Source organism: Prevotella veroralis (assembly GCF_018127765.1).
In the GTDB taxonomy this organism is placed as follows: Bacteria; Bacteroidota; Bacteroidia; order Bacteroidales; family Bacteroidaceae; genus Prevotella; species Prevotella veroralis.
The window spans coordinates 694,978-712,914 of the sequence record NZ_CP072331.1 but is presented as its reverse complement, the minus strand read 5'-3'; the positions used below and the strand labels follow the sequence as shown (position 1 = coordinate 712,914).

Annotated in this window: 16 protein-coding genes; 7 read left to right on the top strand and 9 right to left on the bottom strand. The window is 42.8% G+C overall.

Annotated features, from left to right (window positions below; all coding sequences use genetic code 11):
- Positions 1 to 160: 160 nt before the first annotated feature.
- Positions 161 to 313 carry a hypothetical protein gene (locus J5A55_RS12430; RefSeq protein ID WP_249118608.1) on the top strand — a complete coding sequence of 51 codons (153 nt, stop codon included), beginning with the start codon at positions 161 to 163 and terminating at the stop codon, positions 311 to 313.
- A 305-nt stretch (positions 314 to 618) separates the two neighbouring features.
- Here J5A55_RS12430 and J5A55_RS11050 read toward each other — a convergent pair whose 3' ends face one another.
- Positions 619 to 1,413, bottom strand: coding sequence for a DUF4738 domain-containing protein (locus tag J5A55_RS11050; RefSeq protein ID WP_039850861.1), 795 nt, complete (start codon positions 1,411 to 1,413; stop codon positions 619 to 621).
- Between the two features lie 25 nt (positions 1,414 to 1,438).
- Positions 1,439 to 1,993: a dTDP-4-dehydrorhamnose 3,5-epimerase gene (gene rfbC, locus J5A55_RS11045; protein ID WP_004381789.1), complete on the bottom strand. Its 555-nt coding sequence runs from the start codon at positions 1,991 to 1,993 to the stop codon at positions 1,439 to 1,441.
- A gap of 127 nt (positions 1,994 to 2,120) precedes the next feature.
- Here rfbC and J5A55_RS11040 point away from each other — a divergent pair, with 127 nt between their 5' ends.
- Both J5A55_RS11040 and J5A55_RS11035 read left to right on the top strand, forming a co-directional pair.
- Complete coding sequence (locus J5A55_RS11040) at positions 2,121 to 3,155, top strand: HU domain-containing protein (protein WP_004381790.1); 1,035 nt, start codon at positions 2,121 to 2,123, stop codon at positions 3,153 to 3,155.
- A 50-nt stretch (positions 3,156 to 3,205) separates the two neighbouring features.
- Positions 3,206 to 3,739 (top strand): FHA domain-containing protein, encoded by a 534-nt coding sequence (locus tag J5A55_RS11035; RefSeq protein ID WP_004381791.1) that lies wholly within the window; start codon positions 3,206 to 3,208, stop codon positions 3,737 to 3,739.
- 148 nt (positions 3,740 to 3,887) lie between these two features.
- On the opposite strand, the gene nrdG is transcribed toward J5A55_RS11035, so the two are convergent.
- The 3 genes from nrdG to J5A55_RS11020 all read right to left on the bottom strand — a co-directional run bounded on the left by nrdG (position 3,888) and on the right by J5A55_RS11020 (position 9,169).
- Positions 3,888 to 4,355 carry an anaerobic ribonucleoside-triphosphate reductase activating protein gene (gene nrdG / locus J5A55_RS11030; protein WP_039850863.1) on the bottom strand — a complete coding sequence of 156 codons (468 nt, stop codon included), beginning with the start codon at positions 4,353 to 4,355 and terminating at the stop codon, positions 3,888 to 3,890.
- The gene (gene nrdD / locus J5A55_RS11025) at positions 4,301 to 6,442 is read right to left on the bottom strand and encodes an anaerobic ribonucleoside-triphosphate reductase (protein ID WP_004381793.1); all 2,142 of its coding nucleotides are present in this window, start codon (positions 6,440 to 6,442) and stop codon (positions 4,301 to 4,303) included. The genes nrdG and nrdD overlap by 55 nt, the downstream gene beginning before the upstream one ends.
- An 819-nt stretch (positions 6,443 to 7,261) precedes the next feature.
- Positions 7,262 to 9,169, bottom strand: coding sequence for a DNA topoisomerase 3 (locus tag J5A55_RS11020; protein WP_004381796.1), 1,908 nt, complete (start codon positions 9,167 to 9,169; stop codon positions 7,262 to 7,264).
- 179 nt (positions 9,170 to 9,348) lie between these two features.
- Here J5A55_RS11020 and J5A55_RS11015 point away from each other — a divergent pair, with 179 nt between their 5' ends.
- The 4 genes from J5A55_RS11015 to eno all read left to right on the top strand — a co-directional run bounded on the left by J5A55_RS11015 (position 9,349) and on the right by eno (position 13,499).
- On the top strand, positions 9,349 to 10,080 hold the full coding sequence (locus tag J5A55_RS11015) for a (Fe-S)-binding protein (RefSeq protein WP_004381797.1): 732 nt from the start codon (positions 9,349 to 9,351) through the stop codon (positions 10,078 to 10,080).
- A 35-nt stretch (positions 10,081 to 10,115) separates the two neighbouring features.
- Positions 10,116 to 11,498, top strand: coding sequence for a lactate utilization protein B (locus J5A55_RS11010; protein WP_004381798.1), 1,383 nt, complete (start codon positions 10,116 to 10,118; stop codon positions 11,496 to 11,498).
- The gene (locus J5A55_RS11005) at positions 11,491 to 12,066 is read left to right on the top strand and encodes a LutC/YkgG family protein (RefSeq protein ID WP_004381799.1); all 576 of its coding nucleotides are present in this window, start codon (positions 11,491 to 11,493) and stop codon (positions 12,064 to 12,066) included. Before J5A55_RS11010 ends, J5A55_RS11005 begins: the two co-directional genes overlap by 8 nt.
- Positions 12,067 to 12,191: 125 nt before the next feature.
- Positions 12,192 to 13,499, top strand: coding sequence for a phosphopyruvate hydratase (gene eno, locus J5A55_RS11000; RefSeq protein WP_004381800.1), 1,308 nt, complete (start codon positions 12,192 to 12,194; stop codon positions 13,497 to 13,499).
- Between the two features lie 738 nt (positions 13,500 to 14,237).
- On the opposite strand, the gene J5A55_RS10995 is transcribed toward eno, so the two are convergent.
- The 4 genes from J5A55_RS10995 to J5A55_RS10980 all read right to left on the bottom strand — a co-directional run bounded on the left by J5A55_RS10995 (position 14,238) and on the right by J5A55_RS10980 (position 17,843).
- Positions 14,238 to 15,221 carry a bifunctional methionine sulfoxide reductase B/A protein gene (locus tag J5A55_RS10995; RefSeq protein ID WP_004381802.1) on the bottom strand — a complete coding sequence of 328 codons (984 nt, stop codon included), beginning with the start codon at positions 15,219 to 15,221 and terminating at the stop codon, positions 14,238 to 14,240.
- Positions 15,222 to 15,449: 228 nt separating this feature from the next.
- Positions 15,450 to 16,382, bottom strand: a complete 933-nt coding sequence (gene trxB, locus J5A55_RS10990) for a thioredoxin-disulfide reductase (protein ID WP_039850865.1) — start codon at positions 16,380 to 16,382, stop codon at positions 15,450 to 15,452.
- A 115-nt stretch (positions 16,383 to 16,497) separates the two neighbouring features.
- On the bottom strand, positions 16,498 to 17,118 hold the full coding sequence (locus tag J5A55_RS10985; protein ID WP_039850866.1) for a deoxynucleoside kinase: 621 nt from the start codon (positions 17,116 to 17,118) through the stop codon (positions 16,498 to 16,500).
- Between the two features lie 110 nt (positions 17,119 to 17,228).
- Positions 17,229 to 17,843, bottom strand: coding sequence for a deoxynucleoside kinase (locus J5A55_RS10980; RefSeq protein ID WP_004381807.1), 615 nt, complete (start codon positions 17,841 to 17,843; stop codon positions 17,229 to 17,231).
- Between the last annotated feature and the right edge of the window lie 94 nt (positions 17,844 to 17,937).

Genomic DNA, 17,937 nt, shown 5'->3' with positions numbered 1-17,937 from the left:
GACCTACTTAATAGCCAATCTGCTCTGTACAGTTATCTCCAGAATGATAAAAAGACATGTAGCCTTCTCTCAATTAGTAACCATGCTAAGGCTCACACTGATGTATTACACCGATTTCATCTCATTTATGGAAAACCCACAGAATGAAGGACTCATCATAATGGTAGAAAAAGCAAATGCTCCACCAAAAGAACTCAATTTATTTGATCAAGGGGACATGAATTTCAAAAAAGAATGCGAAATTACCTATATAAAGGTAATACTACAAGGATTTGTTAAGGATTTTGACAGTTTCACTATTCGTAAAGACTGATTTAAAGGAATTATTGGGGGAACAGGAAACCAAGCCCAGCTTACAAAATGTCACAGAATTAAATCTCATTTTTAAGTGGATACTAGTGATGCCCTCGTCTGTCTGCCCCAATGGGGTATTTGGGGTGAATGAAATATGTTATTAGAACAATATCCTTATGCTTTCTGTCTGAGAAAATCATATTATATCGGACAGACGAGGGCGTCTGTCCCTACTTAGTGGTGCTCTATTTCACAGAACAAATAACCAGTCTACTTGCTAACCAGTCCACTCTACCTAATCATAATTTTGAATTACAATGAGTGCTACCTTAGCTTCTTCGACATCCTTCCGTTAGGCGTAATTCGTAGTTCAACGACATACGTGGTGGAGGCATCTGGAATGCCAATGAGGGCATCGTAATAGAGAGCCTTTGCATCGGCATGTGTGAAATAGAGCTTACGAAGAATACTCTTATTGAGGAAATCTTTTGCAATTAAGGGTTGGAACTCCTGCTTACGGAAGTCATGTGCAAAGACAGGAGTGCCATGGTTGAGGAGACGTAAGGATGCCACGTTGTCAAGATACATGTTATCTACCTCCACACCATTGTCGTTGTAGGTTGATTTAATTACCTTTTCAGATGTCGTCTGCACGTGTACTTTACTTTGAAAATAGCCTAAGTCAGTACGAATCGTGGTATCTTGTGTCTGCTCATCAAAGGTGTTCATCGCATAAACATGATAACTGAAAGATGGGTAAAGAGCCTTATCACTACTCTTGACGAGCTTCACCTCTTCTCCATTCTGATTGATAAACTTAAACACATGAGGTGCTTGTTTCTCAATCTTATAGCCGTTTACGTTCTGACCTTGTAGGTAGAGAGTGTCTTGATAAACCCAAAATCGCACGGGCATACTAGCCGAATCGGGATAGAAAATACTATCCCCTTTGACCAACGCAGCAGGGTCTCCACTGTCACCATTAGTCCATAAGCCCTGCAACATCTCCTTTGCTTGCTTGTCTTCGTGCGTCTTCTGATAGTCAGCTCCTCGGTTTTTACAAGCAGAGAATATTAGTAGTGACGTTAATACGGCACATGCGATTATTGTTTGTTTCATCTTTGTTATTTGGGTAAAAAGACGTTTATTCAAATTTTTCAGCAGCCTCCCAGGATAGCGACTTGGCGTTATCTTTCTCTGAAAGGAGGATATCTTTTGGATCGATCGCCCACTTGATACCTACGTGCTCATCGTTCCATCGAATGCTGGCTTCGCTTTGTGGCGCATAAACATTGTCCACCTTATAAGTAAAGATAGCCTCATCAGACAATACGAGGAAGCCATGTGCGAAGCCACGAGGGATGAAGAACTGACGCTTGTTGTCCTCTGATAGCTCAACAGCAACGTACTTTCCGAATGTTGGAGAGCTTTTACGGAGGTCGACAGCAACATCAATTACCTTCCCTTTGATGACTCTTACCAACTTAGCCTGCGAATGCTCGCCCTTTTGATAATGCAGTCCTCGCAGCACACCAAAGCTCGATTTTGACTCATTGTCTTGTATGAACTCAACGTGATGACCGATGTGTTCGTCAAATTCAGCCTGTTTGAAAGCCTCGAAAAAGTAGCCTCTTTGATCGTTAAACACCTTAGGTTCGATCACCCATACACCTTCGATCTCTGTCTTTATATATTCCATTTCGTTCGTTGTTATATACTCTTAGCAATTAAAGATAGTTTTCTCTCGCAAAGATAAAGATAATTATTGATAAGGAGAAGGATAACTAACTTTTTCCGTTGTGATGGTATTTTTTAATTGAAGAGACTTGCTACTTCAGAATAAAATAGCTAATTTTGCAAACGTGACAAAACTCGACCGACATATAGAAATACTTCTCTTGGATAATGATTGTGTTATTGTTCCAGGGTTAGGAGGCTTTGTTGCTCATCATGTATCAGCCCGATACGATGAGCAGGACGGCTTGTTTCTGCCGCCATATCGCACTCTTGGCTTCAATGCACAGCTCACTATGAATGACTCCTTGCTGGCTCAGTCGTATGTAGATGCGTATGATATGAGTTATCCGGAGGCACTCCGTCAGATAGAGAATGAGGTGAATGAGATCTATCACACACTGGAGAATGAAGGCTTAGTAGAGCTTTATGACCTTGGAAGATTGGCTCGGAACAGCGAAGGGAAACTTGAGTTTGAACCTTTCGAGAGCGGTATATTGACACCAATGTACTATGGTTTGAGTAGCTTCGAGGCACCACAAATTAATGAGGTGAGCGAGAAGAATCATGCAACCTTAGCCCTTTCTGATGCACAGGAACGTAAGTCCAGAATTATATACATTGATAATTCAGACAAAGAAAATAAACGATTGAGCATTAGTTTACACGCTGTTCGCAGTGCTGCAGCAGCTGCCGTGTTCCTTACGGCAGTGTTCTTAGTGGGCTTCCCGAGTTCTACAAGGAATGGAACCTCCGAACATCAGATTAAGAGCGGCATGCTTTATAACCTCTTCGACTCCAGTGATACATCTAAGACTTCCGTACATTTCAAACCTTTAAGAGCTATTGCGACATCGGTGAATGCGCCTGTCAAGGAGGAAGCCGCACATCATTCGCATTACTGGGCGATTGTTGTTGCAAGTCATGTAACCGAATTGAATGCACGTACCTATGTAAAGCGTCTGCAGAAGAAAGGGCTTGATGACGCCCGTGTCTATGAAGGGACTGAGAGCATCAAGGTGCTTTACGGCTATTATGCAAGCCAACGCGAGGCACGTGAGAAACTGAATGCTATGCACGGAAAGACTTTCTTTAAGAATGCTTGGATCATCGAGATCGATAAGTGATAACCGATCTTTAGTATTCCAAACAAAACCTTCTTATATCCTTATTAGATATGAAACGAGTAAGATGTCCTAAGTGTGATAACTTTATCACATTCGATGAGACGAAGTATAAGTCAGGGCAACGTCTGGTGTTCCAGTGCCCTCAATGCGGTAAAGAGTTTGGTATTAGAATAGGCATGTCGAAGTTACGTAAGACGCAGAAAGAGGAGAATAACGCCCCAACTGATAGTGACCAACCTTGTGAGTATGGCTCTTTGCATGTCATTGAGAACGTTTTTCACTATCGGCAAGTGATACCCTTACAGATGGGAGAGAACGTTATTGGGCGGTATATGAAGGGTAATCCGATCAACTGTCCGATAGAGACTGTGGATCCAAGTGTCGATATGACGCATTGTGTCATTACTGTTAAGCGTGACAAGAAAGGGCAGTTACAATATGTTCTACGCGATGGTCCGTCATACACGGGGACGTTCGTTGACAACGTGATACTCGGTGATCGAGAGCGTAGAGTGATAGAGGATGGAACGCTATTCACCATCGGTGCAACAAGTATTATCCTACATGCAGGTGAAGCAGAGTAGGTTTTCATGATATAGGACTATCGTTTGATAGTCCTTTTTTATTTGTTCCGTATGCCTTAGTCGTTTGACCCGTACGCCTCATTTAATTGACCCGTATGCCTCACTTAATTGACCCGTACGCCTCACTTATTCATTCCATACACCTTATTTATTTGTTCCAAAAACGGGAGGTAATGTCTTCAAAGCTGTTATCGGGGCGTCTGCGTAACATGCGCTGATTGGTTTTTGGTGAATTAAGAGCGCCTAAGTGGCGAAGATAAGGACCCACTTTTATATAATCGAAGTATTCCTTGTGGATGTCAGGAGATATAGCGGTACGACCTGTGTACCAGCCTGTTTTGAGCGTAGGGTAGTGCTGTTTTACGTAGAAAGCGAGGTTATCAACGGTCTTTGGATCAGCATCTCCCCCCATAAACCCTATACAGGTAATCGGCTCGCCAGCCTCTTCAATGAGAGAGGTTAGCGAGTCGATTGTTAGTTCATTACCCTTATTTGCCCATAAGAAAGGGCTATGGCATCCCGGGCAGTGGCATGGACAGCCCGAGATGTTGATAGCCAGTGTTACTTCATCTGGGTACTCTTGGAATACGATGTCTGTGTTACAGTATCGGAGCATGTGTCTGTGTGGATGTAAAAACGGCGGTGCGCTTCCTCTTGACGAGGTGCAGAGAAGTTGCTAACACGCTTCATGTAGCCTATAATACGTGTGAGATAATCAACGTTCTTAGAGTGACAATGAGGGCATTCATGCAGGTATCTCTTATCGATGTGACCGCAGTCATTACAGATGGTGTTCGGTATGTTGAATGTGAAGTAATTGCATCCTTCTTGCGCAGCAACGCGTAGAAGCTGTCGATACTGCGGTTCGGAAAGATGTTCCTCAAGGTTCATGTGAAGTGCAGAACCGCCCGTTAGGTGCTCAATATACGGCTTCCCGTGTAGTTTAAACTTGTCCAAAATAGTGAGGGAATCGTCTTCTACACGATAGAAGTAGCTGTTGTAACAGTCACGAGGCACAAAGTAACCATCTTCCTTATCCCATTTTGCATGCTTGACACCCACGTTCTCGGCTGGAATCATCTCACAATTAAACATTGCCTCCTTAGTTCTAAACGCCTTATTCTGCGTCTCTATCAATCCTAACACACCTTGCACGAACTTCTTGTAATCGTCATTAGGATTGATATCAAGCCCCATGAACTCCGCAGCCTCTACTAATCCGTTGATTCCGATAGTAAGATATTGACGGTCAATGTTGATATATCCAGCATCAAAAAGCGGCAACATGTGGTTGTGCAAGAGCTCTTTAAGATTCTCATTGTAGGCTAATTGCACCTTGTGGCACAACTCTATGATGTGAGTTAGGTATTCCTTGTAATCCAAGTCATGGTTCACAGCGTACTGGATACAGCGGTTTAAGTTGATGGTAAGCACACTCTTCGATCCAGTTGACACTCCGCCGGCTCCTAAAGTATATGAGAAACCATTGTCTTGTATCTCATTTCTCAATCGACAACACGAACTCAACGAGTCTGCGTTATCACTCATATAAGTGAAGAAGCTGTGCCCTTGCGCATACATCTGTGCTGTGAAGTCGCCCCATTCCTTGTCTTTACAATCGCCATTCTCGGCTAATAACGCCATAGTCTCTACTGGGAACGTGAGGACAGTCTTAAGTCTTTCCTGATTAAACCACGTCATGAAGCGCTTTTGCAACCATGACAGACTTTCCCAATCAGGCTGCGATCCATCTGGAAAATAGAAGTTCCCGAAGAGCGATTCGAAGTAGGGACGATCGTAGTAAGATATGTTCCAGAACACAGCCTGATAGTTCCTTGCCCCCGTGGGTTGGTTCAGTGAGTAGACAATCTGCTCGAAGTCGTCCGTAATTATCTTATCTATTGTACGGCGTTTAACGCTTAGATCCACCACTTCGTCCGCTCTCTTCCAATAGTCCTTGCCGTATTCTTTCTGAATAAAGTAGTTCATGTACATCAGAAACTCTGGTGTGGCGCAAGCTCCGGCAAGCATAGAAGAGACCATGAAGACCATATTTATAAAGCCACCACAGAAACTCTTTAGATTCGTTGGCGCTGTAGAATTACCGCCGATAGACGTTGTTCCACCGATTAACCATGGGTACATCGTGATGGAAGCACAATAGTTAGCAAGGTTCGTCTCGTCGTTCTTATATATAAAATGGTGTGTCAAGAGGTCGATGTATTCGTCAGCAAGCGGCTTACCATACATCTTCTTAATGCGATCCACTAACAAACGACGATTCAAACGGATGAACCCTTGCTTTGGTAACTCACCTATCAACGTTGCAATATTCTTATGTTCTACATTCGCATTAGCATCGAACTTCGATCCAGTAGCAGCATTCTTCGCCTCGCAGTAATCGGAGAGAAACTTCATCTTCTCTAACGTCTCGCGGTCTTCCGTGTGCTGTTGGCGATAGACAATGAAGCTCTTTGCAACCTTATAGTAGCCTTCCTTCATCAAAGCAAACTCTACTTGGTTCTGTATGTCTTCGACTTTTATATCGTTGTGAATGTCTAAGTCCGACAAGATACGCGATACAATGCCTATATCCGTTGGTTCGTTCACACTTTGGAAAGCCTTTACAATAGCGTTCATGATCTTGTCAAGGGAGAAAGGAACTTTGTCTCCATTACGCTTAGTGATAGTGAAGTTCTTCATTACAATTACTTAGTTCTTTCGTTTTTAGATAATTTCGTCTAACTTTATTGAGTATCTGTTGATTGGTATCTAAGCATATTATATATTACTTATATCGCTTATAACCAGTGCAATAGCTTATTTTATTTGTCGTTAAAAGCTATGTTCAAAGTTATTAGTTTTGGACAACTTTAAATTCAAATGAGCCTTAAAAGTTTCCCAATTTGTATAACTCTTCGCTTGCAAAGATAGCCAAAAGTATTCTTAAAAGCAAACTTTTCACGGTTTAAAAATACCTAATTTTTGTGCTTTTCAGTGTCTCTTTAAATGCAAATATCAGTAAGCTAAATGATTAAGATTGCCAGTTGCAGTTGTTCTTTATCATCTGGTAATTCGTTCCTAACAATCTATTGTATAGAAGGAAATGCCCTTCTTCATTTAAAGAGGGCGTTTCTTCACATCAAAGGAGGCGTTTCTTTATGATGAAGAGAGCCTTTCCTTGCATCGAAGAAAGCCTCTCTTGGAAATGAAGAAACGCCTCCTTCAAATCGAAGAAACACCCTCTTGTTTAAGAAGCAATACTTATATGGATCAAAAGTAAATATAACTTTGAATCGTAAAGTCTGCATTTTGAATTACGCAAGAGTAGCTACTTCTGTGCATTCTCTTGTTTCGTAAGGAATCTTATGTCACTTTGTAGCTCTGAAAAAATACGTATATCCTGTAATTAAATATGTATGTCCAAGTCCTATTCCTTGTGCTTCTTCTGTCTAAGAGCATGGCATTAAGACTATATGACAATCTGTCATTCTGTATTAAAACCTGTTTCTTTGTATTTTGTTAGGTTGTATCCCCGTCCTTTGGAGGAGTTTCGGGAGGTTGTATCACACCAATCTTTCGGTTAGAATTATCAGCTAACACATCATTAACAATGTTGTTAATCTGTTCTTTTAGTTCGTTGACAAACTGTGCAGGATCATATTTCTTTGCTTCGATGTCACGTAATTTTTTCTCCCAAATACCCGTCAGCTCAGCTGATGTAAGGAGCTTTTCATGGATTGTATCGATGAGTGCAATGCCCGTTTGAGTAGCCTCAATATTCTTCCGTTTACGCTGAATATAATGCCTACGAAACAGCGTTTCGATGATTCCTGCACGTGAAGAAGGTCGCCCAATACCGTTTTCTTTCATCGCAGCACGCAATGTTTCATCCTCAACCAACTTACCTGCTGTCTCCATGGCACGCAATAATGACGCTTCAGTATAGTGCTTCGGCGGTGTCGTCTGCTTCTCTGTTAGGGTAGGCGTATGCGTCCCTGACTCTCCTTTCACAAATGTTGGAAGATAAGAAGTACCCTCTTGAGCTTCCTTGCCCAGCGTATCTCGCTGTCCAGTCTCCCCTCCCTTGGGGAGGGGTTCAGGGGTGGGTGTTCCCATCACCACACGCCATCCCTTATCCAATATCTCTTTTCCTGAAACCTTAAATTCAATCTCGTCTACCTTACCTAATACGGTTGTCGTAGCAAACTTACAATCAGGATAGAAAGCAGCGATGAATCTTCTCGCAATGAGGTCATACACATTGTGTTCCACATCAGTCAGTCCCTTCGGCGGAATACCCGTTGGTATGATAGCGTGGTGATCGGTCACCTTTGAAGAATCAAACACTCGTTTTGATTTCGGAAGAGGCTTCCCACTCAACGTCTTTACCAATTCTGCATAAGGACGTTTGCCTGCGAAAGTTGTCTGAAAAAGCCCGTTCATTGTTTGCGGACACTTTGGATAGATGTCATCCGATAGATATTGAGTATCAACGCGAGGGTAAGTTGTGAACTTCCTCTCATATAAGCTCTGAATAGTATTGAGTGTCATTTCAGCCGAGTAACCATACTTTCGGTTGCAATCCACCTGTAATGACGTGAGATCATAGAGCTGCTTGGGCTGTTCAGAACCCTTCTTTTTCGTTACACTCGTGATAGTGAAGGGCTTACCCTCAATGGTTGAGAAAGCCTTTTCGCCCTCCTCTTTAGACGTAAACTTTCCCTTTGTCGCTGTAAACTGCGTGTCGCGATAGATCGTCGCGAGTACCCAATAAGGCTCAGGCTTGAAGTTGTCGATCTCTTTCTGGCGTTGCACGATGAGCGCGAGAGTAGGAGTTTGCACGCGCCCGATGGACAATACCTGTCCTTTCCCATAGGAGTTCCTACCATATTTGAGCGTGTAAAGACGTGTAGCATTTATCCCCAGCAGCCAATCACCTATCGCTCTTGACAGTCCGGCGAGGTAGAGCGGTTTGTATTGAGCCTCATCTCTAAGATTGGCAAAGCCTTCGCGGATAGCTTCATCCGTCATGGACGAGATCCAAAGACGCCTAACAGGACATTTCACACCGGCTTTCTGCATAACCCAACGCTGTATCAACTCACCCTCCTGACCCGCATCACCACAATTGATAATCTCATCAGCAGCTTGAAAAAGTCCCTTTATAATATCAAATTGTCGCTTGATGCCTTCATCATCAATTAGTTTGATACCAAAACGAGGAGGTATCATCGGAAGTGAACCAAGGCTCCAATATTTCCAGTTGAGGGTATAGTCGTGGGGTTCCTTTAGCTCACAAAGGTGGCCAAAAGTCCATGTTACCTGATATCCATTGCCTTCCATATACCCGTTATGCGCACTATTCGCACCGAGGATACGGGCAATGTCTTTGGCAACACTTGGTTTCTCTGCTATGCAAACTTTCATGTTTTCTTCTTTACTCTACGCCTCCAAACTTCCTCTTTCACCCCTGCAAAGATAAGAAAAATATTCTACAGGAGGATTAAACAAGCCTTTTTCCCCATGCTTTTTTGCGTTTTTCTTTCTCCATCTAAGTTATTTTATCTAAATTTGTAGCATAGAAACGAACAAGAGAAGATATATTTATGAGAGTTGGACTCTTTATTCCATGTTACGTCGATGCGCTCTTTCCGCAGGTTGGCGTTGCAACTTATAAGCTTTTGCGAAAGCTTCATTTAGATGTAGTCTATCCCGATCGGCAGACCTGCTGTGGGCAACCAATGGCAAACGGTGGCTTTCAGCGCATGTCAAGTCACCTTGCAAAGCGGTTTGAGGATAAGTTTAATGAATTTGATTATGTGATAACGCCAAGTGTATCTTGCGCTGCCTTTGTGCGTGTTAATTACCCACAAATACTTGATCATGAGTGTCAGACCCCTAAAAAAACAATGGAGCTGGTAGAATTCCTACATGATGTTTTGAAAGTAAAGGAACTTCCTGGGAGTTTCCCTCACGTTGTTTCTGTCCATAACTCCTGCCATGGTGTTCGTGAGTTAGGGCTTAGTGCACCTTCAGAAATACAAGAGAAGCCTTTCAATAAGATTATTGATTTGCTGAAGCTCAAGGAAGGTATTACGGTAAAAGAGCCTAATCGCAAGGATGAATGTTGTGGCTTTGGTGGTATGTTTGCAATAGAAGAGCCACGTGTCAGTGCTGCTATGGGTAATGACAAGGTGAAACGTCACATGGAGACAGGTGCTGAAATTATCACAGGTTCTGATAGCTCTTGCTTAATGCACATGCAAGGTGTGGCGGCAAAGAGGCATTATCCTATAAAGTTCATGCATGTAGCTGAGATCTTAGCTACTGGTTTTTGATATATATAATAAGGTGATAGAAGAGCAAAAGAGTTATGTCAACATATCATTCAAAGAAAGCAAAAGAGTTTCTGAAAGACCCTAAGAAGGTGGCACAACACGATCGCACGTTCTGGTCGGTGCGTCTGAAGCGAGATGCGGCAGCAGCAGAATTACCTGAATGGGAGGACTTACGCGAGCATGCAAGCCGCATTAAAGCACATACAGCGACCCATTTAGCAGATTATTTAGAGCAATTCTCTAATAGTTTGGAGCGCAATGGTGTCATCGTACACTTTGCTAAAGACGCACAAGAGTTCAATGAGATGGTTTATGGGATACTTGAATCTCATAAAGTAAAGAAGCTCGTTAAGTCAAAATCAATGCTTACCGAAGAATGTGAGATGAATCCTTATCTTATCAAACGAGGTATCAACGTGATTGAATCCGACCTTGGAGAACGTATCTTGCAACTCATGCATTTGAAGCCAGCACACATTGTTATGCCTGCAATCCACCTGACGCGCGATGAGGTGGGAGAGATGTTTGAGGAAAAAGGAATATCTCATGAGAAAGGAAACCATGATCCCGCTTATCTTACACGTTGCGCACGTGAAGATCTCCGAGAGGATTTTATGGATGCTGATGCTGGTCTGACGGGGTGTAACTTTGGGGTTGCAGCAACGGGCGATTGTGTAGTTTGCACCAATGAAGGTAATGCTGATATGTCTACCTCAGTGCCTAAATTGCATATCGTAGCCATGGGCATTGAGAAAGTTATCCCTGATTATGATGCCTTAGCAGTATTTCAGAGACTCCTTGCCCGTAGTGGTACAGGACAACCCGCAACGTCCTTCACCTCTCAATTCCGCAAGCCTCGTCCGGGTGGAGAGATGCATGTTATCTTGGTAGATAATGGTCGCTCGGATATCATAGCCAACCCAGAACACTGGGAGACATTAAAGTGCATTCGTTGTGGAGCATGTATGAATACCTGTCCAGTCTATCGTCGTTCGGGTGGTTATTCATATAGTTATTTCATTCCAGGACCTATTGGTGTCAACCTCGGTATGCTAAAGAGTCCAAAGAGACACAGCGGTAACGTGTCAGCATGTTCCTTGTGTTTGAGTTGTGATTGTGTGTGCCCTGCAAAGGTTTCTCCAGGTAGTCAGATCTATCGTTGGCGCCAGAGTTTAGAGAAATATGGTACAGAGAATAAGGAAAAGAAGGTGATGGCAGAGGGTATGAAGGCTGTTTATGAGAACTATCATATATATGATGCTTTGCTTAGAAATTCGTCAGTTGCCAATCACATACCCAAGTCATTGATGGATATAAAGCTAAATCCTTGGAGCATTGGACATACTATGCCACAATTTGCCAAGAAGCCTTTCCACGTTATCTTTAAGCAAGCAATGGAGGAATTGAAGCATGAATAAGGAAGAACTATTAGGCAAACTGCGTCGTAATACCATACATCAGTTTGACATGCCAGAGGCTTCTATTGATGGTATCAAGTATGAAAATACCATCAAACAATTCATAGAGATGAGTCACAAAGTTGGGAGTGAAGTCATTGAAGCAAAGGCTGGAGAAGACCTCAACGAACTAATCCGAAAAGCTTATCCAGAAGCTCAAGTATTAGCGTCAAACGTAAAGGGTATTAAGGTAGACCTTAATCCTGACATGGTTTCAGAAGCGCAGGATCTCAACGGAACAGACGTTGGTATCGTTGAAGGAGACATAGCTGTGGCAGAGAACGGATGCGTTTGGGTACCACAAACAATGAAAGAAAGAGTTGTTTGTTTTGTTTCCGAGAACCTCGTAATACTTGTTCATCGTGACAAAATTGTTAATAATATGCACGAAGCCTATAGGAGAATCCACATGACCGAATATGGTTATGGATGCTTCATATCAGGTCCGAGCAAGACAGCAGATATAGAACAAGCACTCGTCATGGGTGCTCAGGCAGCAAGAGGAGTTACTGTCATAATTGTGGATTAAACGTTAATTATGTCAAAAACATAAATATAAAAGGTTGGTACAATATGTTTCCAACTTTTTTTATTAACTTTGCATACCGTAGAGAAGGATATAAAATATAACAGATTTAATAAACAAAATAAGTTATGAAGATTGAAAAAGTACATGCTCGCGAGATTCTTGATTCACGTGGCAATCCTACAGTTGAGGTTGAGGTAACTCTCGAAAATGGTGTAATGGGTCGTGCAAGTGTTCCATCTGGTGCTTCTACCGGTGAGAATGAGGCTCTTGAGCTTCGTGATGGCGACAAGAATCGTTTCTTAGGTAAGGGCGTCCTCAAGGCTGTTGAAAACGTAAACAACCTTATCGCTCCAGCATTGAAAGGTGATTGCGTACTCAATCAGCGTGCTATCGACTACAAGATGCTCGAACTCGACGGTACTCCAACTAAGAGCAAGCTCGGTGCTAACGCCATCCTTGGTGTTTCTTTGGCAGTAGCTCACACAGCTGCTAAAGCATTGAACATCCCATTGTATCGTTACATTGGTGGTGCAAATACTTACGTATTGCCAGTACCAATGATGAACATTATCAATGGTGGTGCTCACTCTGATGCACCTATCGCTTTCCAGGAGTTCATGATTCGTCCAGTTGGTGCTCCTACTGAGAAAGAAGGTATCCGTATGGGTGCTGAGGTATTCCACGCACTTGCTAAGTTATTGAAGAAGCGTGGTCTCTCTACTGCAGTAGGTGATGAAGGTGGTTTCGCTCCTAAGTTCGATGGTATCGAGGATGCACTCGATTCAATCATTCAGGCTATCAAGGACGCAGGTTACGAGCCAGGTAAGGATGTTAAGATTGCTATGGACTGTGCTGCTTCTGAGTTCGCTGTATGTGAGGGTGGCAAGTGGTTCTATGACTATCGTCAGCTCAAGAACGGTATGCCAAAGGATCCAAATGGTAAGAAGTTAACCGCAGATGAGCAGATTGCTTATCTAGAGCATTTGATCACAAAGTACCCTATTGACTCTATTGAGGATGGTCTCGATGAGAACGACTGGGAGAACTGGGTTAAGCTAACATCAGCTATCGGCGACCGTTGCCAGCTTGTTGGTGATGACTTGTTCGTTACTAACGTTAAGTTCCTTGAGAAGGGTATCAAGATGGGTGCAGCTAACTCTATTCTTATTAAGGTTAACCAGATTGGTTCATTGACAGAGACACTTGAGGCTATCGAGATGGCTCACCGTCATGGTTATACAACTGTAACTTCACACCGTTCAGGTGAGACAGAGGATACAACTATTGCTGACATCGCAGTTGCTACAAACTCTGGTCAGATCAAGACTGGTTCTATGTCTCGTACAGACCGTATGGCTAAGTACAACCAGCTCATCCGCATTGAGGAAGAACTCGGTGCTTGTGCAAAGTATGGTTATACAAAGTTGAAGTAAGTTCTCGCTCCTTTTAAGGAAGGAACTACATAATAATTAAGGACTATCCCACAGGGGGTAGTCCTTTTTTCTATCGCTTTTTCCATCATAAGATATTATTGCTGTCCGGTAAAACTTTTTGGGGTCTTTCGTGTTAGATAAAATATACTTAAGCTTATTATTTGTTAGAATTATCGGTTATTATAGGTTTTTTCTTTCTAAAATAAACGTATTTTGATAGTGTCTTAAAAAGTGTGTGATATATCTCTTCTTTACTTGCTTTTTTCTCATTACTTCATTGATTAAAACCGTTGTTATTTCGTTCTTATTTTGCTTAAAATCGAGTTCACAAAAAAGGCATAAAAAAGCGAACAAAGGAAACTCCTAGAAGTCCTTTGTTTACAGGGGTTACGGCACGCTTCGCGCGCGCGTATGCGAGAAGAAAAAATATTTTAGTAGACGCTAGGTGCGAATGTGTGTTAGCAAATTATTTGGATTGACCAAAGATAAAGTGCAAAAAGATGCAAAGAATTGGATAATTCTTTGCAGTACTTCGTTCACTTGATATGTCATTGCTAATTCTTTCACGGCGGCAAAGGTAAGAAGAATAAATTAAAGGAGCAAGGAAAAGAAGAAAAAAAAGCCTCAACAATCGCCCCAACCAGCCTCACCCCCAACCCCTCTCCGAACCAACGATCACTGACCAACGGGAAGTAATGGAGAGGGGGGAGTAAAATGTACTGTTTGCTGGGAAGAGGGCTACTTTTCCCTCGCCTTACGGGCATATTCAAATAGAGCCTGCGGTAGATGGCAATAGCCGGAGGGGTGTTTATCAAGGTAATCTTGGTGATATTCCTCCGCTTTATAAAAGTTCTTGAGGGGCTCCAATTCAACTGCTATTTTGCCATTTACGTGCTTCTGCTGTTCGGCAAATACCTTTTTGATTACTTCCTTGTCCTTTGGATCAACATAATAAACACCCGTTCGATACTGAGTACCACGGTCGTTGCCCTGTTTGTTGACGCTGGTTGGATCAATAGACTTAAAGTATAGATCCAATAGGAACGGCAGACTGATAACCTTTGGGTCGTAAGTTATATGCACAGCTTCGGCAAATTGGGTTCCATCAGTGCATACTTCTTCATACGTGGGGTTCTTTGTTCGTCCATTGGCATAGCCTACTTCCGTTGCAACTACACCTTCTATCTGCTTGAGGTAATGTTCTGTTCCCCAGAAGCAACCACCTGCTAAGTATATTTCTTTCATCGGTCTTAATAGTTTAATGTACTCCCCATAGCCTTTCGCCTTCATCTCTTCTATTGGAATAAAGCGCAGGGAAGCACTGTTAATACAATATCGTTTGCCGCCAGTTGATGCTGGTCCGTCATCAAAGACATGCCCTAAATGGGCGTTGCCTGTTCTGCTCTTCACCTCAATACGCGTCATTCCGTGTGAGTGGTCGGTGTGATTTGTGATGAGCTTATCGCTGATTGGCTTTGAAAAAGCAGGCCATCCGCAACCAGAATCATACTTATCTGTGGAGGAGAAGAGCGGTTCGCCCGTTGTAACATCAACGTATATACCCTCTCGGAACTCGTGGTCATACTCATTGGTAAAGGGTCGCTCGGTAGCTGCATGCTGTGTGACGGCATATTGCTCGGCGGTTAGTGTGCGGCGCAAGGTGGCATCGTCGGGTTTAGCATACTTCTTTTTGGGAAAGAGAGTAGAGTCGGATTGTGCCATAGAAGTCTTTGTTTTATTCGTACATGATGATGAGCCTGTCACAAGAAAACCACAAGTTGCGGCGTTGACAAGCAATGGAAATAACAGAGTAGATAGAGTAGAAAGAAGTTTACACATGGTTGGGATGAAATTAAGTGAGTATATGGAAACTTGATAAAAAGCTGGGTGTATTAGATTGCCAACAATCAGTTAGCCTATCTGATACACCCTTATTAATATATGAATACTTTATTGTTTCTGTAAGAAACGGTCTACCTCAATAGCAGCCATTGCACCTGTAGCAGCGGCAACAACGCCCTGTCGGTAGGTTGGATCAGCCACATCGCCAGCCGCATAGACGCCTTCTACACTGGTCGCAGTCGACTTCGGCTTAGTGAGAATGAAGCCATGATCATCTAAATCAAGCTGTCCCTTGAAAAGTTCTGTATTAGGAGTATGACCGATAGCAAGGAAGAATCCATCGATAGCAACATCATATTTCTCTTCGTTCTCTTCGCCTTTGAAGCGTACAAGATGCGCTCCCTCAACACCGTTCTCACCATAGAGTCCAAGGGTATTAGTATTGTAGAGGATCTCAATATTGTCCTTTTCTGTAACGCGCTTACGCATGATCTCCGCTGCACGAAGGTATGGTTTGCGAACGATCATATAGACCTTCTTTGCCAGACCAGACAAATACATTGCCTCTTCACAAGCTGTATCACCACCGCCAACTACGGCTACTACACGCTTACGATAGAAGAATCCATCGCATGTGGCACATGCACTTACACCCTGACCACGGTACTTTTCTTCATCAGGAAGACCAAGATACTTCGCACTGGCACCTGTTGCAATGATCAAAGTGTCGGCTTCTATCACGTTACCACGCTCATCTTCGATATGAAAAGGACGCTTGCTAAGGTCGGTCTTAACGATAGATCCGTCTCGAACATCAGCCCCGTAAGCCTCCGCCTGTTGGCGCATTTCCATCATCAACTGGTTTGCATCGATCCCATCATGGAACCCCGGGAAGTTCTCAACGATAGTTGTTGTAGTCAACTGACCGCCTGGCTGCATTCCAGAATATAGTACTGGTCGTAGGTTAGCGCGCCCTGCGTAGATAGCAGCTGTATAACCTGCTGGACCGCTTCCGATTATTAGTGTCTTTACTTTTTCCATACTTCTTATTATTATGAAAAGAGTCTTCTGCATTGGAACAAAGTCTTACGAAGACTCAAGTTAATACTTTGTAATGATTACAACATCAAATAGTATGCCAAAAGCAAACGCCTGCCTATTCCATAGGAAACAAGCCAAAAAGTCGGTCATCGATCATATCTGTGACACGTTTGAAGTCTTGTTTGCTTTCAAGGAAGTTAGTTGTATCACCGTCAACTATCATCAGATGCCCCTTATAAGTCTTTATCCAATCCTCGTAACGTTGGTTAAGTCCACGCAAGTAATCAATTCGCATGGTCTGTTCATAGTCCCTTCCGCGTTGCTGGATATGATCAATCAAGCGTGGAATAGAGCACCTTATATATATAAGGAGATCGGGCAGCTTGACCAGAGATAACATCAGTTCGAACAAGTCAGTATAGTTCTTGAAGTCTCGTTCAGACATCAGTCCCATGTCGAAAAGGTTAGGAGCAAAGATGCGCGCATCCTCGAATATGGTTCGATCCTGTATGATGGTGTCATCCGAACGAGAGATTTCTACAACGTCACGAAACCTCTTGTTAAGGAAATACACTTGTAGATTGAATGACCAACGAGCCATATCTGCATAGTAATCTTCCAAGTATGGATTGTTATCAACAGGCTCGAAATGGGCTTTCCAGCCGTAACGTTTAGCGAGCATCTTGGTTAGTGTGGTCTTACCAGCACCTATGTTTCCAGCGATTGCGATATGCATAATGATGTACAAAACCCTTGGCAGGACTCCACACAGATGGATTTTCATGCCTTGAAGGGCGTTTTTTATATTTCAGTTAATTGATTAAATGTTTATGTAAACTTGTCCTCTTAAAACAGACCAAACAGATCTCTATCTATCTTATCAGTAATGAATCCGAAGTCTTTCGGCTTGTGTTGATAGTCGAGGTGATCGACATCAACAACCAGAACCCGACCTTTATACTTATCCGAAATGAAGTCATCATACCTCTTATTAAGGTTCTCTAAGTAGTCTAAAGGCATCTTCTGTTCATATTCACGCCCCCTTTTTTCGATGTTAGAAACCAAGTGGCTGACCGAAGAACGCAAATAGATCATAAGATCGGGGAACTTAACTGCATCGGTCATATCCTCGAATAACTCCATATAAGTCTCATAGTCGCGGTCGTCAAGATTGCCCATTGCATAGTTATTCTCCGTGAATACATATACACCCTCATATATAGAGCGGTCTTGAACGACTGACTCTCCACTGCGACTAATCTCTAATAAGTCTCTAAAACGCTCTTTTAAGAAGAACACCTCCATAGCGAATGACCACCGTTTGATGTTCTTGTAGTAATCTTCTAAGTACGGGTTGTAATCAACGGACTCAAATCTTGGCTTCCAACCATAGCGTTTGGCAAGCATAGTAGTGAGTGTTGTCTTACCACTCCCGATGTTTCCTGCGATTGCGATGTGCATAACTTAATATCCACATACTGGTTTTCTCCATTCCTCCTTACCATCAAATGGAATCCAAACGAGTATGTGAATGTGATTTCTTTGTTTATATTGT

Bases quoted from the DNA above. Each gene is read 5' to 3' on its own strand.
- J5A55_RS12430 (WP_249118608.1), top strand. From the start codon at position 161: ATGGTAGAAAAAGCAAATGCTCCACCAAAAGAACTCAATTTATTTGAT.
- J5A55_RS11050 (WP_039850861.1), bottom strand. From the start codon at position 1,413: ATGAAACAAACAATAATCGCATGTGCCGTATTAACGTCACTACTAATA.
- rfbC (WP_004381789.1), bottom strand. From the start codon at position 1,993: ATGGAATATATAAAGACAGAGATCGAAGGTGTATGGGTGATCGAACCT.
- J5A55_RS11035 (WP_004381791.1), top strand. From the start codon at position 3,206: ATGAAACGAGTAAGATGTCCTAAGTGTGATAACTTTATCACATTCGAT.
- nrdG (WP_039850863.1), bottom strand. From the start codon at position 4,355: ATGCTCCGATACTGTAACACAGACATCGTATTCCAAGAGTACCCAGAT.
- nrdD (WP_004381793.1), bottom strand. From the start codon at position 6,442: ATGAAGAACTTCACTATCACTAAGCGTAATGGAGACAAAGTTCCTTTC.
- J5A55_RS11020 (WP_004381796.1), bottom strand. From the start codon at position 9,169: ATGAAAGTTTGCATAGCAGAGAAACCAAGTGTTGCCAAAGACATTGCC.
- J5A55_RS11015 (WP_004381797.1), top strand. From the start codon at position 9,349: ATGAGAGTTGGACTCTTTATTCCATGTTACGTCGATGCGCTCTTTCCG.
- J5A55_RS11010 (WP_004381798.1), top strand. From the start codon at position 10,116: ATGTCAACATATCATTCAAAGAAAGCAAAAGAGTTTCTGAAAGACCCT.
- J5A55_RS11005 (WP_004381799.1), top strand. From the start codon at position 11,491: ATGAATAAGGAAGAACTATTAGGCAAACTGCGTCGTAATACCATACAT.
- eno (WP_004381800.1), top strand. From the start codon at position 12,192: ATGAAGATTGAAAAAGTACATGCTCGCGAGATTCTTGATTCACGTGGC.
- J5A55_RS10995 (WP_004381802.1), bottom strand. From the start codon at position 15,221: ATGGCACAATCCGACTCTACTCTCTTTCCCAAAAAGAAGTATGCTAAA.
- trxB (WP_039850865.1), bottom strand. From the start codon at position 16,382: ATGGAAAAAGTAAAGACACTAATAATCGGAAGCGGTCCAGCAGGTTAT.
- J5A55_RS10985 (WP_039850866.1), bottom strand. From the start codon at position 17,118: ATGCATATCGCAATCGCTGGAAACATAGGTGCTGGTAAGACCACACTA.
- J5A55_RS10980 (WP_004381807.1), bottom strand. From the start codon at position 17,843: ATGCACATCGCAATCGCAGGAAACATCGGGAGTGGTAAGACAACACTC.